15 protein-coding genes are annotated in these 16,229 nt (G+C 46.2%); 4 read left to right on the forward strand and 11 right to left on the reverse strand.

Annotated elements, in window-relative coordinates; genetic code table 11:
* Window positions 1-11: 11 nt before the first annotated feature.
* Genes TOI97_RS01240 through mutL form a run of 4 tightly spaced genes read left to right on the forward strand, consistent with a single transcriptional unit; the run spans window position 12 to window position 4,633 of the window.
* Complete coding sequence (locus TOI97_RS01240; protein WP_407651288.1) at window positions 12-854, forward strand: NAD(P)H-hydrate dehydratase; 843 nt, start codon at window positions 12-14, stop codon at window positions 852-854.
* Window positions 842-1,309: a tRNA (adenosine(37)-N6)-threonylcarbamoyltransferase complex ATPase subunit type 1 TsaE gene (gene tsaE, locus TOI97_RS01245; RefSeq protein WP_321552302.1), complete on the forward strand. Its 468-nt coding sequence runs from the start codon at window positions 842-844 to the stop codon at window positions 1,307-1,309. The genes TOI97_RS01240 and tsaE overlap by 13 nt, the downstream gene beginning before the upstream one ends.
* Window positions 1,310-1,367: 58 nt before the next feature.
* Window positions 1,368-2,729, forward strand: coding sequence for an N-acetylmuramoyl-L-alanine amidase (locus tag TOI97_RS01250; protein ID WP_407651293.1), 1,362 nt, complete (start codon window positions 1,368-1,370; stop codon window positions 2,727-2,729).
* Entirely contained in the window at window positions 2,729-4,633 is a 1,905-nt protein-coding gene (mutL, locus tag TOI97_RS01255; protein WP_321552304.1) for a DNA mismatch repair endonuclease MutL, read from the forward strand. Before TOI97_RS01250 ends, mutL begins: the two co-directional genes overlap by 1 nt.
* Window positions 4,634-4,737: 104 nt before the next feature.
* Here the strand turns inward: mutL and accC are convergent, their stop codons facing one another.
* From accC to ribF, 11 genes are all read right to left on the reverse strand, one after another.
* Entirely contained in the window at window positions 4,738-6,087 is a 1,350-nt protein-coding gene (gene accC, locus TOI97_RS01260) for an acetyl-CoA carboxylase biotin carboxylase subunit (RefSeq protein ID WP_321552305.1), read from the reverse strand.
* An 18-nt stretch (window positions 6,088-6,105) separates the two neighbouring features.
* Entirely contained in the window at window positions 6,106-6,570 is a 465-nt protein-coding gene (gene accB / locus TOI97_RS01265) for an acetyl-CoA carboxylase biotin carboxyl carrier protein (protein ID WP_321552306.1), read from the reverse strand.
* Between the two features lie 23 nt (window positions 6,571-6,593).
* On the reverse strand, window positions 6,594-7,034 hold the full coding sequence (gene aroQ, locus TOI97_RS01270) for a type II 3-dehydroquinate dehydratase (RefSeq protein ID WP_321552307.1): 441 nt from the start codon (window positions 7,032-7,034) through the stop codon (window positions 6,594-6,596).
* A gap of 160 nt (window positions 7,035-7,194) precedes the next feature.
* Window positions 7,195-8,478 carry an OprO/OprP family phosphate-selective porin gene (locus TOI97_RS01275; RefSeq protein ID WP_321552308.1) on the reverse strand — a complete coding sequence of 428 codons (1,284 nt, stop codon included), beginning with the start codon at window positions 8,476-8,478 and terminating at the stop codon, window positions 7,195-7,197.
* Between the two features lie 121 nt (window positions 8,479-8,599).
* Window positions 8,600-8,911, reverse strand: a complete 312-nt coding sequence (locus TOI97_RS01280; RefSeq protein ID WP_321552309.1) for an NGG1p interacting factor NIF3 — start codon at window positions 8,909-8,911, stop codon at window positions 8,600-8,602.
* Window positions 8,912-9,007: 96 nt separating this feature from the next.
* The gene (locus TOI97_RS01285; RefSeq protein ID WP_321552310.1) at window positions 9,008-10,129 is read right to left on the reverse strand and encodes a beta-ketoacyl-ACP synthase III; all 1,122 of its coding nucleotides are present in this window, start codon (window positions 10,127-10,129) and stop codon (window positions 9,008-9,010) included.
* Window positions 10,130-10,315: 186 nt separating this feature from the next.
* Window positions 10,316-11,266: a 4-hydroxy-3-methylbut-2-enyl diphosphate reductase gene (gene ispH / locus TOI97_RS01290; RefSeq protein WP_321552311.1), complete on the reverse strand. Its 951-nt coding sequence runs from the start codon at window positions 11,264-11,266 to the stop codon at window positions 10,316-10,318.
* A gap of 19 nt (window positions 11,267-11,285) precedes the next feature.
* Complete coding sequence (fkpB, locus tag TOI97_RS01295; RefSeq protein WP_407651289.1) at window positions 11,286-11,729, reverse strand: FKBP-type peptidyl-prolyl cis-trans isomerase; 444 nt, start codon at window positions 11,727-11,729, stop codon at window positions 11,286-11,288.
* Window positions 11,722-12,243 carry a signal peptidase II gene (lspA, locus tag TOI97_RS01300; RefSeq protein WP_321552429.1) on the reverse strand — a complete coding sequence of 174 codons (522 nt, stop codon included), beginning with the start codon at window positions 12,241-12,243 and terminating at the stop codon, window positions 11,722-11,724. The genes fkpB and lspA overlap by 8 nt, the downstream gene beginning before the upstream one ends.
* Before the next feature lie 158 nt (window positions 12,244-12,401).
* Window positions 12,402-15,233, reverse strand: a complete 2,832-nt coding sequence (gene ileS, locus TOI97_RS01305) for an isoleucine--tRNA ligase (protein WP_321552312.1) — start codon at window positions 15,231-15,233, stop codon at window positions 12,402-12,404.
* Between the two features lie 19 nt (window positions 15,234-15,252).
* Entirely contained in the window at window positions 15,253-16,194 is a 942-nt protein-coding gene (gene ribF / locus TOI97_RS01310; RefSeq protein ID WP_321552313.1) for a bifunctional riboflavin kinase/FAD synthetase, read from the reverse strand.
* Window positions 16,195-16,229 lie beyond the last annotated feature (35 nt).

The following is a 16,229-nucleotide window of genomic DNA, read 5'->3' on the forward strand; positions in this document are numbered from 1 at the left end:
TGGTAATAACCATGATGAAAAACATCCGCAGTATACATGCTGGCAACTTACCCCGCCTTACTCCTCGACTACCCGATACTCACAAAGGCCTGTTAGGCCATGTTTTAATCATTGCCGGTGACTTAGGCATGGGTGGTGCTGGCTTACTCAGCGCACAAGCAGCTTTACGCTGTGGGGCCGGCATGGTGAGTTTAGCCACCCGAGAACAGCATGTAAGCGCTGCCTTGAGTCGTTTACCAGAAGTCATGACCTTAGCCATCAACTCCAGCGCTCAGTTACGCCCCCCTTTGCAACGTGCTAGCGTCATTGTTGTAGGTCCTGGTCTCGGCCAAACAGCTTGGTCACGAGCCTTGCTAAGTACAGCTACACAACAATCAGTACCTCAGGTATGGGATGCAGATGCTTTAAACCTACTCGCTCAAGGTATCTGCAACCAACCTCAGCAGTGTATTTTAACCCCACACCCAGGTGAGGCTGCACGCTTACTCAATATCCGTACAGCACAGGTACAAGCCAACCGAAACAACGCTGCACTTCAGATCGCAGAACGTTATAATGCTGTCGTTGTGCTAAAAGGGCATCATTCTTTAATTGCGACCCCCGCTGGGGATTTATCTTGCGTAGAACGTGGCCATCCCGTAATGGCTGGCGCTGGTTTTGGCGATGTACTCAGCGGCGTTATTGCTGCTCTGCTCGCTCAAGGTCTACCCGCTTATTCTGCTAGCTGCTTAGCAGTTTGGCTGCATGCATGCGCCGGCGAACATCTTGCACGACAAGGGCGCGGCCTCGCAGCCAGTGATATGTGCCACACTATCAGCACTCTTCTTGAGGAACACAGCCCATGCCAAGCCTAGAATTATACATAGAAGGCGAAAACGCTATGACCGCATTGGGGTACGCTTTAGCCCAGCAAACGGATGGCCATGGCATCCTTTTTTTACAGGGTGACTTAGGTGCTGGAAAAACCACATTATCGCGCGGCATCGTGCGCGGTTTAGGCTATGATGGTCCCGTTAAAAGCCCCACCTTTACTTTAGTTGAACCTTATGAAATAAACGACAAACGGGTTTGGCACTTTGATTTATATCGCTTAAGCGACCCAGAAGAACTTGAATATCTCGGTATTCGCGATTATTTCGCGGATGATGACTTGTGCCTCATTGAGTGGCCACAACAAGGTCAAGGTTTTTTACCTCAACCAGACCTCGAAATCAGCATAAAAGCCCATAATACTGGACGAATTGTGCGATTATTACCGTTCAGCACACGCGGCAAAAGTTGGTGCGCTGCTTTAGCAAGCCATACTTAAATACATAGTGAGGATAACTGTGCGCTTTAAATCATTACTCGCTGCTTTTGTTGTATGCATAGTCTTACCTGTGCAAGCCTATGCATCAACACAAATCAATAGTGTACGCTTGTGGCGTGCACCCGATAACACACGCCTTGTATTTGACCTAACCGGCCCCGTGGAGCACAACGTTTTCACTTTAAGCGCTCCAGACCGTATTGTGATTGATATAAAAAAAACCAAACTTTCCACTGAACTGAAAGCCTTGACCGGTGGACAATCACCGATTAACAAAGTGCGCACTGGCAACCCAAAAGCCGGTGAGCTTCGTATTGTGCTCGATATGTCTGAACAGGTCACTCCTAAAAGTTTTACCCTAGCACCCAACCAAAAATATGGACATCGTTTAGTAGTCGACTTGTTTGACGAAGCACCGCGTAATACTGCCACTATTGGCCCAAGCAAATCCATCGGTACACCTGCTAAAGCAACAGTAGCGCCTAAACTTTCCAAATTACCCGCTTCCGGTAAGCGTGATATTGTCATTGCAATTGATGCTGGGCACGGCGGTGAAGACCCAGGTGCTATAGGACCAGGCAAACTCTATGAAAAAAATGTTGTACTGAGCATTGCCAAAGAACTACAACGTCAAATTAATGCAGAAAAAGGTTTCCGCGCAGAATTAGTACGTACCGGCGACTACTTTATTCCATTACGTCGCCGCACAGCCATTGCACGTCAAAAAGGCGCAGACTTATTTGTTTCCATCCACGCGGATGCAGCTCCACGAGCGTCAGCCTTTGGTGCTTCAGTCTTTGCTTTATCTGATAGTGGAGCCACCTCGGAAACGGCTCGTTGGTTAGCGGATAGTGAAAACCGTTCTGACCTAATTGGTGGCGCCGGCAACGTTAAGCTAGATGATAAAGACGCTATGCTTGCGGGCGTGCTGCTTGACCTATCAATGACAGCTTCACTATCTTCCAGTCTAGATGTCGGTCAGAAAGTATTAAGCAATATGGGGCGAATTACACCCCTACATAAAAAACGTGTCGAACAAGCAGGCTTTATGGTGCTCAAGTCGCCTGATATGCCATCTATTTTGGTTGAGACAGGCTTTATTACGAACCCTAGCGAATCACGCAAACTTAACAACCGTTCGCACCAGCAATCTTTGGCCCGCGCCATCCATTCAGGTATCCGTCAGTTCTTCCAACAAAACCCACCACCAGGCAGCTATGTTGCATGGCTACGGGATTCGGGAAAACTCGCCATTGGCCCACGCGAGCATGTGGTGCGCTCTGGCGAAAGCCTTTCCTTGATTGCACAACGCTATCAAGTCAGCCCATCACAATTGCGCAATGCGAATAAACTTAGAACAGACAACCTGAAGGTCGGTCAAATACTCACAGTGCCAGCCACTACCTTAGCAGGACAATAATGACTGAAAATCGTGCCATTCATCTACTCAGCCCACGCTTAGCAAACCAAATTGCCGCTGGTGAAGTGGTTGAAAGACCCTCTTCAGTTGCTAAAGAACTCCTAGAAAACTGCCTCGATGCTGGCGCTCAACGCATTGATATTGATGTTGAACAAGGGGGCGTCAAGCGCTTACAAATCCGCGACGATGGCCATGGTATTCCTGCTGATCAACTACCACTAGCTTTGGCACGTCACGCCACTAGTAAAATTGCAGCACTTGAAGATCTAGAAGGTGTTGCTAGCTTAGGCTTTCGTGGTGAAGCTCTAGCTTCTATCAGTTCAGTATCACGCTTAACCCTAACCTCGCGCACAGCTGACGCAGATCAAGCTTGGCAAGTAGAGGTTGAAGGTCGTGACATGGAACCCCGCGTGCAGCCAGCAGCCCACCCTATCGGCACCACCGTTGAGGTCTGTGATTTATTCTTCAACACACCTGCACGCCGCAAGTTTTTACGCACTGAGAAAACTGAATTTGATCACTTACAAGATGTGATCAAACGTATGGCTCTAGCTCGTTTCGATGTGGCCTTTCATTTACGCCACAACGGCAAGTCAGTCCTTGCCTTACACCCTGCTAACGATGAAGTCTCACAGGCGCGACGCATTGCTGCAGTTTGCGGCGATGCTTTTTTAGAGCAAGCGCTACCCATTAATATTGAGCGTAATGGTTTGCACTTATGGGGCTGGGTTGGTTTACCCACCTTTTCCCGCAGTCGCGCAGACATGCAACACTTTTTTGTTAATGGTCGTATTGTCAGTGACAGACTCGTTGCTCACGCAGTACGTCAAGCTTATCGTGACGTCATGTATGGTGGCCGCCACCCTGCTTTTGTATTATTTTTAGAATTGGATCCAAGTAGCGTTGATGTCAACGTTCACCCCACTAAACACGAAGTTCGTTTCCGTGAAAACCGCAGCGTACATGATTTTCTATATAGCACCTTACACCGAGCCATTGCCGATGTCCGCCCAGAAGATAAGTTGGAACCTGCCAGCTCTCTGAACTTACAGAGCCAGCCTATAGTGAGTGGCTTAGAAGCTGGTGAGTTTGGCCCGCAAGGCCACATTCCACTTAGCCATACAACCAGCAACAAGACTGAACCAACATTTCAAGAGAACGACCTAAACCTACAGCAACGCCCGCAATCAAACAATACGAACTCCAAAGGTTATAACCAACCACCGACACAAGCATCCCGCACCACGGCGCAGTACCAGGTTGCTTACCAAAAATTCACCCAGCCTCTAGACAATCTAGCAGAGTCTACACAAGAAGATATCCCTCCCCTAGGGTTTGCTATTGCGCAACTTAAGGGCATTTATATCCTTGCAGAAAACCAACAAGGTTTAATATTGGTGGATATGCATGCAGCCCACGAACGAGTGATGTATGAACGTTTGAAAGTCGCTATGGCCGAAGAAGGCTTACGCGGACAACCACTCTTGGTTCCAGAAACTCTCGCTCTCAGCGAACGCGAAGTGGATTGTGCTGAACAATATACCCAATGGTTTACTCAGCTCGGCTTTGAACTGCAAGGTTTAGGCCCAGAAAGCATTGCTATTCGCCAAATTCCTGCCTTACTCAAACAAGCTGATGCTGCCGAGCTAGTACGTGATGTCTTAGCAGACTTAATGGAATACGGCACCAGCGATAAAATCCAAGCCCACATTAACGAATTGTTAGCTACTATGTCCTGCCATGGTGCTGTACGTGCTAATCGCCGTTTAACTTTAGTGGAGATGAATGCTTTACTGCGCGATATGGAGATCACCGAACGCAGTGGTCAGTGCAATCACGGTCGCCCAACCTGGACACAGCTTGGAATGGATGAGCTCGATAAGCTTTTCTTACGTGGCCGCTAAACTCACCACAGCTGATTTTATATTTATTCCTAACACCAGTACTAAAAGCACATACAAATAAAAAAGCCGATCTATAGATCGGCTTTTTTAGGTCACCCCAACTATTATTTCGCTGACATACCCAGCTTCTTTTCAAGGTAGTGAATATTCACACCCCCTTCGCAGAAACCTTTGTCATTGATCAAGTCACGATGCAACGCCACGTTGCTCTTAATACCATCAATAATGATTTCATCAAGAGCATTACGCATACGTGCCATAGACTCCTCACGAGTCGCACCCCAAGTAATGACTTTACCAATCAGGGAGTCATAATTTGGTGGTACGGTGTAGCCACTATATAAGTGAGAATCGATACGTACACCGTTACCGCCTGGTGCGTGGAAATGCTTCACTAAGCCTGGGCTTGGCATGAAGTTGTCTGAATCTTCAGCGTTGATACGACACTCAATGGAGTGTCCCTTCATGACAACATCTTCCTGCTTAATAGAGAGTTTATTGCCACCTGCAATACTCAACATTTCTTTAACGATATCAATACCCGTAATCATCTCTGTAATCGGGTGTTCAACCTGAATACGGGTGTTCATCTCAATGAAATAGAAGTGGCCATCTTCATACAAAAACTCAAAAGTACCTGCACCACGGTAACCAATTTCATTACAAGCTTTGATACAGCGTGCATACACGCGCTGACGCGCTTCTTCATCAATGTAAGGAGCTGGCGCCTCTTCAATCACTTTCTGGTGACGACGCTGCAAAGAGCAATCTCGATCACCTAAGTGAATCGCATTACCTTGACCATCTGCTAAAACTTGAATTTCAACGTGGCGTGGGTTCACCAGGTACTTTTCTAAGTACACCATTGGGTTGCCAAAAATTTGTGCACCTTCATTGCGCGTTAATTCGGCGGCACGAATTAAGTCTTCTTCTTTGTACACAACGCGCATACCACGCCCGCCACCACCGCCTGAAGCTTTAATGATCACTGGATAACCAACTTCACGAGCAATAGCCAACGCTTGTTCTGGGTCTTCTGGTAGTGGACCATCCGACCCTGGCACTACAGGGACACCTGCAGCTATCATTGCTGCTTTAGCAGAAACTTTATCACCCATCAGGCGAATCGTCTCAGCTTTAGGACCAACAAAAATAAAGCCCGACTCTTCAACTTGCTCTGCAAAATCTGCATTCTCTGCTAAAAAACCATAACCTGGGTGAATAGCCGTAGCTCCAGTCACTTCAGCTGCAGCAATAATAGCAGGGATATTTAAATAAGATTGCGCACCTGGTGCAGGACCGATGCATACCGACTCATCCGCTAAGGATAAGTGCATTAACTCGCGGTCCACTGTGGAGTGCACCGCAACAGTTTTAATACCTAACTCTTTACATGCACGAATTACGCGCAAAGCAATCTCACCACGGTTAGCGATTAGGACTTTTTCCAACATTGTTAAACTCCTAAGTCGTTAGACAATGGTGAATAATGGCTGGTCATACTCAACCGGCTGGCCGTTTTCTACCAAAATAGAATCAATTACTCCACTCACTTCAGCTTCGATGTGGTTCATCATCTTCATTGCTTCTACGATGCACAAAACATCGCCTTTCTTAACTGTCTGGCCCACGCTTACAAAGTCCTGTGAAGTCGGTGAGGCAGCACTATAAAAAGTACCAACCATTGGTGAGCGTGCTACAGTACCTTTCAGCTGTGGAGCTGCGGCTGCGTCAGCAGCTGGAGCTGCAGCCGGAGCAGCTGTTGGCGCAGGTGCTGGCGCTGCTGCTTGTGGAGCGGGCGCATATACAGTTTGCTGTGCTGGCTGATTGCTATGTCGGCTAATACGAACCGACTCTTCGCCTTCATGAATTTCCAACTCATCAATACCAGACTCTTCTAGCAATTCAATGAGTTTTTTAACTTTACGAATATCCATAAACTGTGACTCCAAATTAGAGGTTATTTTTTAATGTGATCAAACGCGGCGTCCAAAGCGAAACGGTAACCGTTAGCACCTAAACCGCAAACCACTCCTACCGCGACATCTGAGAAATAGGAATGATGACGAAACTGTTCTCTTTTGTGCACATTAGAAAGGTGCACTTCAAAGAATGGGATGTTCACAGCAAGCAATGCGTCACGCAATGCGACGCTTGTATGAGTAAAAGCTGCTGGATTGATGATTATACAATCAATCTGCTCCTCACGAGCGGCATGAATTCGGTCAATTAGTTGATATTCAGCATTGCTTTGAAAGCAATATAACTCATGGCCTAAAGCCTGCGCGTGTTGCAGTAACCCCTGATTAATTTGTTCTAAAGTTGTCGCACCGTATACATCAGGCTCGCGTGTTCCTAATAAATTTAGATTAGGCCCATGCAAAACTAAAAAAGACGCCATTCGAAAACCTTGCCGATGAAAATGTCATACAGAATATGCCTAGTTTTACGCTAAAAGTCAGCATTGACGGAGAAAAAAGCTAATTTTGTTCTTATAAATAAAAAAACCCCGCCAAAGCGGGGTCAAAAACTACACTGCCGACCATGTAATGACTAAACACCTAAAAAACGTACTGAAAACGCAAACTGAAAGCGTCGCCATTATCATCACCTTTTGTATTCATCACTTTATCGGTTTTAGCTTTTAGATAGTTCGCTGAAACTTTAACCGCATCATTGGCATACCAGTTCACCCCTAAGGTATGCACCTTAGCTTCAGTGTCATAGAAGCTGCTTGTAAGGTCCCTATCGGCATCCGTGACAGTTAAATCATCGTAGCGATATACCAACTCCCAAGCGCCTAGCTGCTTATTACTCGGTTTGATCGCGTCAAACTTACCACCACTTAATTTATAACCACGTGCTTCACCAGTAAGGGTATAGGCCAACTGCACGTTATAACCATCCACTTGACGATCTTTCATTACTGAGCCGGATTTAGCATCAATGTTACGACGCAGGTATTCACTTTGTACTGAAAAAGGTCCACGCGCATAGGCTGCCTCTAAACCCCAAGCAGTATCACCATCAAACTGACCACCTTGCCCACTAGCCAATACAGGACGATTGCCATTCTTTTTATCTTCAGTTGTACCACGAACACCAAGGCGGGACCGAATACGCCCATCAAAGTCTTCAGTACTACGCTTGGCATAATTCAAACCAAAATGCAGCACATTACCTGCTTCAGCCATAGGTGCAATCACACCGCGCAGGTTATAGGTATTGTTATTGCTGCCATCACTGTCTTCGTTATCTTTGGCGCGGTTAATCCCTGCAGAGCCGTAAAATATTCCGCCAGTACCGCTCACTTGAATACCCATGCCGTCTTGCTTGTCATTAACCCAATCACCTGCGTCATAGATGACCGAGCGCTCAATGGTACTGATCCATTTGGAGCTGGTGGCTTTTTCTAAACCAAAATCTGGGTCAAAACGACCTACTTTGACTTTTACTGGCTTAAAGCCTGTGTATGCAATGGAGGCTTCATCCCATTTGCTACTGCCATCATCTGCAAAATTGAGCTTAAATGCATACTGCCAGTCGTGATAAGCATGCCCCGACACTTCTAAAATGGCACGTCGAAAGTACGCCTCATTGGCGCTTTTACCATTTTTAGTATAAATCCCATCAAACTGATCAAAGTCAGCTTGGATACGGCCACCTAACTTAAAAGAAAAGGCCTGATCCACGGTTGCTGCGGCAAAGCCACCTTTAGTTTTTATAGTGATATCAGGACCGTCAGTGATTACCGTTCCTGCCACTGCTTGTGCTGAAATCAGCACTGCTAAAGAGCTCACAGTAAAAACCTTATAAACGGCTGTCTTTGTACGCATGCGATTCATTCAATAATCCCCTTACTATTGGCAAAAACAGTAGGCTGTAAAGCACTGTTGCTGCAGAGAATACTGACAACATTGAATGACAGCTCAATGGCTAAAGCATGAACTTTAAATGACAGTAAAGCTAAAAATCTTCCAAGCGGTATACAGCATAAGCAGGCTCTTCGTAAGGGTGCACCGATCTAAACGCGGCCATTACAGCAGGCATTAGCACATCATCCACCACCATCTCCACCCGCCACTCAGCCACCTGCGATAATTGATCTTGCTGACCAGTAAATGGCTGACTTCCCGGCATTGGTTGGAACTGCCCCTGACCTAAAACTTGCCAACAGCAATGTTGATAATTCCCAATACTGCCAGCACCTGCAGCAAAAACTGCATGCTTCACTTCTGCCAAATGGGACTGCGGCACATAAAAAACAAATGTATACATCAGGCTCTCCTCTATAAACGCAAAAAGCCAAGTTAAAACTTGGCTTTTCTGACCATTCCACAAACTAAAGTAATGTAACCTTAGGCCTATTCATGGTTAGACCTTGCGCAAGACTACACTACCAATAGAATAACCTGCCCCGAAGGAGCTGAGCACACCAAGCGCACCACTGTCTAAATCATCTTGGTGCAAGTGCAAAGCAATGACTGAACCTGCAGAACTGGTATTCGCATAAGTATCAAGAATTACTGGTGCTTCCGCTGACGTTGCATCGCGCCCCAATAATTTACGTGTAATCAATAAATTCATATTCAAGTTCGCTTGATGCAACCAAAAGCGTTGCACATCTTGCACATCAATTTGCAGCGATTCTAAATGCTCTGCAATTAAGCTAGCAACTTTAGGGCACACCTCACGGAACACTTTACGCCCTTCTTGGACAAAAAGTTTATCCTCAGCACCTATGCCTTCTTCTGCACAACGGTTCAAATAACCAAAGTTATTACGAATACTGTTAGAAAACTGAGTAAAAAGCTTAGTGCCAAGCACTTCCCATTGATGCTTAGCACTCGCTTGGTCAGCATCTTCTAAAATAACCGCAGTACAAGCATCACCGAAAATGAAATGGCTGTCACGGTCACGGAAGTTTAAATGCCCTGTACAAATTTCAGGGTTAACCATCAAAATAGAACGCGCCTGACCAGTTTGAATGGCGCTTACTGCAGCTTGAATACCAAAAGTTGCTGATGAACAAGCCACATTCATATCATAGGCAAAGCCTTCAATGCCTAACGCAGTTTGCACCTCAATCGCTATTGCCGGATAGGCTCTTTGCAAATTGGAGCACGCAACAATTACACCATCAATATCAGCTGTTGTACGACAAGAACGCTCTAATGCTTCTTTAGCAGCAGCCACTGCCATTTCACACAAAACACCCCACTCGTCGTTAGAGCGCTCCGGAATATTTGGTTTCATTCGTTGAGGATCTAAAATACCCGCCTTGTCCATGACAAAACGGCTTTTAATACCCGAAGCCTTCTCAATAAAAGCTGAGCTCGATTCTAATTTAGCCTCAACTTCACCACGCTCAATTTCCTCAGCGTGTTCGGCATTGAACAGCTCAACCCACGCATTAAACGCAGCAACCAACTCGTCATTAGAAATACTTTGCGCGGGAGTAAATAGGCCTGTACCACTGATTACTACTTTTTTCACGGTCATTCCTCTTCATAAGCCGCGCGGCATGCGGCGCTGTTATTGCTGCCTAACAAGCTTTCTGGCAGCACTCAGATCAATTTTAAAAACAGCATCACAATATTCGCTGACTGAACAGCTTTGCAGTAAAACATCAGCAATGACGCCACAGCTTGCTTACATTCGATGCACTATACTTCACCACTGTCATGAGTCGACAGCTACAACACGTAACTCTTTGGGCATTGAGAAGGTTACATTTTCAGGGCGCCCATCGAGCTCTTCAGCCATTCGTGCACCCCACTCACGCAGCCGATCAATCACCCCTTGCACCAACACCTCAGGTGCTGAAGCTCCTGCTGTTACTCCAATAACTGAGTTCTGAGTGAACCATTCAGGCTTTAGATCTTCCGCCCCATCAATCAAATACGCAGGTGTATCCATGCGATCAGCCAACTCACGTAAGCGGTTGGAGTTTGAGCTATTAGGACTACCCACTACTAAAACCACATCACAAGCAGCAGCCAACTGCTTAACCGCATCTTGACGATTTTGTGTGGCATAGCAAATATCATCTTTGCGCGGACCACTGATTGCTGGAAAGCGTTGTTTTAACGCATCAATCACTCGACTAGTATCATCCATCGATAAAGTAGTTTGAGTCACAAAAGCCAAAGTTTCAGGGTTTTTGACGACTAAAGTTGCAACATCTTCCTCATTTTCTACGAGATAAATGTGCCCACCCTGACGATCATCATACTGCCCCATAGTACCTTCAACCTCAGGATGACCCGCATGCCCAATCAGCACACACTCGCGCCCCTGATTACTGTACCGTACGACCTCCAAGTGGACCTTAGTGACCAATGGACAGGTTGCGTCAAAAACTTTTAGACCACGTCGCTCAGCTTCATCTCGGACCGCTTTAGAGACACCATGCGCACTAAAAATAACAATATTGTCATCAGGAACTTGGTGTAGCTCTTCAACAAAAATCGCCCCCCGCTCACGTAAGTCTTCAACAACAAACTTATTGTGCACAACTTCATGACGCACATAGATCGGCGGCTGAAAAACCTCTAATGCACGGTTCACAATTTCAATTGCACGATCAACACCAGCACAGAAGCCTCGTGGATTTGCTAATTTAATGCGCATTCATACCGCCCTATCTATTTTATGATGTGCTGTTGTGCACAGTAATAATTTCAACATCAAAAGTAATCACTTTACCCGCTAATGGGTGATTAAAATCTACGGTAACCTGCTGATCATTAAATGCCTTCACCACCCCGGGCATTTCACCACCTGCTGCATCTTGAAAAATCACTAAAATACCGTAATCTAACTCCATACCATCAAATTGATTACGCGGCATCACCTGTACATTTTGTGGATTTGGTGTACCAAAACCTTCTTCGGGTTGTACAGCAAAACTGCGTTTGTCCCCTTTCTTAAGGCCAAAAAGCTTATTCTCAAAACCTGGAAGTAAACTACCATCACCGACTGTAAAGGTTGCAGGGTCTTTTTCAAAATTACTGTCAACAATGTCGCCGTTCTCAAACTTCAGAGCAAAATGCAAGGTTACCGTGCTATTTTGCCCAATACGCTGTTCACTCATTGCTTCGCGCTCCAGTTGTGCTGCTGTTGGCTGACTTATTGCCACGCAGCATATCTAACGCCAGCATTACCGCTCCGACCGTAATCGCGCTATCGGCAATGTTAAAGGCAGGGAAATACCACTGAGTTTTCCAGTGCACTAAAATAAAATCAACCACGTGGCCTAAAACTATGCGGTCATATAAATTGCCAATCGCCCCGCCTAATACTAGCACTAAGGCAATCGCTAACCAGGTTTCATTCTGCTTCAAACGTTTAATCCAAATGACTAGGACCACGCTGACCGCCAAAGCAATTATGGCAAAGAACCAACGCTGCCAACCCGACTCACTGGCTAAAAAGCTAAAAGCTGCACCTCGGTTATAAGCCAAAGTCCAACTGAACACATCAGGAATCACCACTATCTGTTGGTACAAGTCAACATTAGCGTCAACCCAATGCTTGGTAACTTGATCAGCTACAATCACCACGAGACTCAACCAAAGCCAAGCCAATTTGCCAAAACGCGCAGCCATCATCCGAGGCTCCTACACATGAAGAAAAAATGAGGATTCGTGGCAAACTATCTAGCACAGCAGTTAATAACTCGTCAGGCAGCACTAAATTAGGGTGCCTGACGAATCATGCTTGATGCAAGCGAGCTGCCGTCTAATGACCATCATACAATGGCGTTTTATGCATACTGGCGAACTTCGCCTTCACCGTCTAAGTTATCAGCACAACGGGCACAAGCATCTGGATGCTCCGCGATAGAACCAACATCCGCACGATGATGCCAGCAACGCGCGCACTTAGGCTCTTCTGACTTAGTAATCTGCAGCTTTAAGCCTTCGATATCCGTCGTCACTGCATCAGCCGGTGCTGCAGCCAAGTCCGCCACTTGAGCCGTGGACGTAATTAAAACAAAACGCAACTCATCACCTAGCAGACTCAACTGCTCAGCCAACTGGGCGTCAGCATACAGGGTAACCTGAGCCTGCAAGTTGCCGCCAATCACTTTGGCATTGCGCTGATTTTCCAACTCTTTATTCACGGCTACTTTCACAGCCATTAACTCTGTCCAGTATTCACTACTTAACGTACTGTCAGCCGGAAGACGTGATAAACCTTCATACCAAGTATTCAGAATGACTGACTCGTTACGCTCCCCGGGAATATGCTGCCAAATTTCATCGGCAGTAAAGACTAAGATCGGAGCAATCCAACGAACTAATGCTTCAATGATATGGTACAAGGCTGTCTGGCACGAACGACGCGGCAGGCTATCAGCGCCCGTGGTGTACTGACGGTCTTTAATAATATCCAGATAGAAACTACCTAACTCTTGTACACAAAAGTTATGTACTTTCTGATAAACGTTATGGAAACGATATTCACTGTACGCTTGGGTAATTTCATCTTGCAAACGAGCCGCCGCATCCACCGCCCAACGGTCCAGTTCAATCATCTGCTCAACTGGAACACAATCACTTGCAGGATCAAAACCTTCTAAATTCGAAAGTAAGAAACGTGCCGTATTACGAATGCGGCGATAAGCATCTGCGCTACGCTGCAAAATAGTATCTGAGACGGCCATTTCACCTGAATAGTCAGCAGAAGATGCCCAAAGGCGTAAAATATCAGCACCTAAACTATTATTCACGGTTTGTGGCGCAACCACATTGCCCAAAGACTTAGACATTTTTCGGCCTTTTTCATCCACGGTAAAACCATGAGTCAGTAAGCCACGATAAGGCGCATGACCATCAATAGCACAACCGGTAAGCAAGGATGAATGAAACCAACCCCGATGTTGATCCGAACCCTCTAAATACAAGTCAGCACGTGGACCCTGCTCGTGACCTAGTGGATGTGACCCACGCAGCACATGCCAGTGTGTTGTGCCTGAATCAAACCACACATCTAAGGTGTCAGTAACCTTATCATAGTCAGCAGCTTCATCACCGATCAACTCAGCAGGGTCCAACTTAAACCATGCTTCAATACCTTCCTTCTCGATCCGCTGTGCTACATTTTCCATTAATTCAACGGTGCGCGGGTGCAGTTCACCTGTTGCTTTATGTAAGAAAAATGGAATTGGTACACCCCAGCTACGTTGGCGAGAAATACACCAATCTGGACGACCTGCAATCATGTTATGCAAACGTGCTTTACCCCAAGCCGGTGTAAATTCAGTTTCCTCAATAGCTTGCAGTGCCCTTTCACGCAAAGCGACACCTTGCTCAGGCTTCTTATCCATACCTACAAACCACTGCGCTGTGGCGCGGTAAATCAGCGGTGTTTTATGACGCCAGCAATGCATATAACTATGCTCAATCGGCTCATACTTAAGTAACGCACCGACTTCTTTCAGCTTTTCTACAATATTGGCATTTGCTTTCCAAATGAATTGCCCACCAAAGAAAGGGAGGTCATCCACATAAACGCCATTGCTTTGCACTGGACTCAGAATGTCATCATTGCTCATGCCGTAGCGTTTACAGGTATAGAAGTCATCCTCACCATAAGCCGGCGCAGAGTGAACGATACCTGTACCAGCATCTAACTCAACATAATCAGCTAAATAAACAGGTGCAACTCGATCATAAAACGGATGTTGGAACTCTAACAACTCTAAGGCAGTACCCTCACAGCGAGCAATAACTTCACCTTCCAGCCCATAACGTACCAAGCAATCTTCAACTAAGGTTTCCGCTAGTAGCAAAATCTTATCGCCAACATCAACTAATGCATAAATTGCTTCGGGATGGATATTCAGCGCTTGGTTGCCAGGAATAGTCCAAGGTGTAGTTGTCCAAATTACGACCTGTACATTTTTGTCGATGACTGACAAAGAAAATGCTTTCGCAAGTCTGTCTAAATCAACACTGTTAAAGCCCACATCAATGGCTTCTGAACGTTTATCTTGATATTCAACTTCTGCCTCAGCTAAAGCAGAGCCGCAATCAAAACACCAGTTCACTGGTTTTAGGCCTTTAAAAACAAAACCGCCCTCAACCATTTTGGCTAAAGCACGTACTTCTCCTGCCTCATTGGCAAAATCCATAGTCTTATAGGGGTTCTCCCAGTCACCCACTACACCGAGGCGAATAAACTCTGCTTTCTGCCCCTCTACTTGCTCTTCAGCATAAGCACGACATAATTCACGCACCTTATCAGCCGGCAAGTTTTTGCCATGTTTCACTTCAACACGGTGCTCAATGGGTAAACCATGACAGTCCCAACCTGGCACATAAGGAGCATCGAAGCCAGCCAGTGTTTTACTGCGCACAATCATATCTTTAATGACCTTATTCACTGCATGACCAATGTGAATATTGCCATTTGCATAGGGTGGGCCATCATGCAAAATAAACCGAGGACGACCTTCGCCAATCTGACGCATTTTCTGATACAGGTTAATGCTGTTCCAGTACTCCAGCATTTGCGGCTCACGATTGGGTAGGCCTGCTCTCATCGGAAATGCCGTTTTCGGCAGGTTCAGCGTCATTTTATAGTCGGTCATGTCGATTCCAAGTCACTCATTAAAGGGTGTGATAATGCTGCCAAAGTGTATTTGCCTGCGCGATATCCGCAGCAATCGCCTCTTGTAGGTGAGGCAAAGATTCAAAACGTTTCTCGTCACGTATTTTCTGATGAAAAGTAACGTCAATGTGCTGGCCATATAAATCGCCAGAAAAATTCAATAAATGTACTTCTAGATGTGCTCGCTGCCCACTGTCTACCGTAGGGCGAGTGCCTATATTAGCAACACCTGGTACCTGCCGCCCACTGCGCAGCCGCACAGAAACCAAATAAACGCCATGCAAAGGAGCTCGATGGCGCTTTAACTGCACATTGGCCGTGGGCGCATTCAAAGTTCGGCCCAACTTTTGTCCGTGTAATACACGCCCATCAATATTATAAGGGCGACCTAGTAAGCGCTCGGCTAAAACAAAATCAGCCTCAGCTAAAGCGGCACGTACGCGGGTGCTGCTGACTCGCTGTCCATCAATTTCAACGGTTGCCGTAGGCTCTACGCTAAAACCACAACGTTGCCCTGCCCCTTGCAAGAACGCAAAGTCACCGGCTCGATCACAGCCAAAACGAAAGTCATCCCCTACTTGCAAATGTTTGATTCCTAAAGCATCAACCAAAACTCTTTGCACAAAATCTTCAGCACAAAGCTGACGGAAGCGCTTATTAAAAGCGATACATAAGACTTGATCAATCCCTGCTTCAGCAAACAATTGGAGTTTATCGCGCAAGCGTGTCAGACGTACCGGTGCTGTGTCAGGGTTAAAAAACTCCCGAGGCTGCGGCTCAAAAACAATCACACAACTGGGCAAATTGAGACGAGCAGCACTGTTGCGCAGACGCGTTAAAATCGCCCGATGCCCTAAATGAACACCATCAAAATTTCCTATCGTAGCAACGCATCCATGATGAGCTGGACGTACATTATGTAAACCGCGAACCAATTGCATAATTGTTATCTTGCCAGAAAAGACTCTGATTATAA

The organism is Denitrificimonas halotolerans (assembly GCF_034259425.1).
Lineage (GTDB): Bacteria > Pseudomonadota > Gammaproteobacteria > Pseudomonadales > Pseudomonadaceae > Denitrificimonas > Denitrificimonas halotolerans.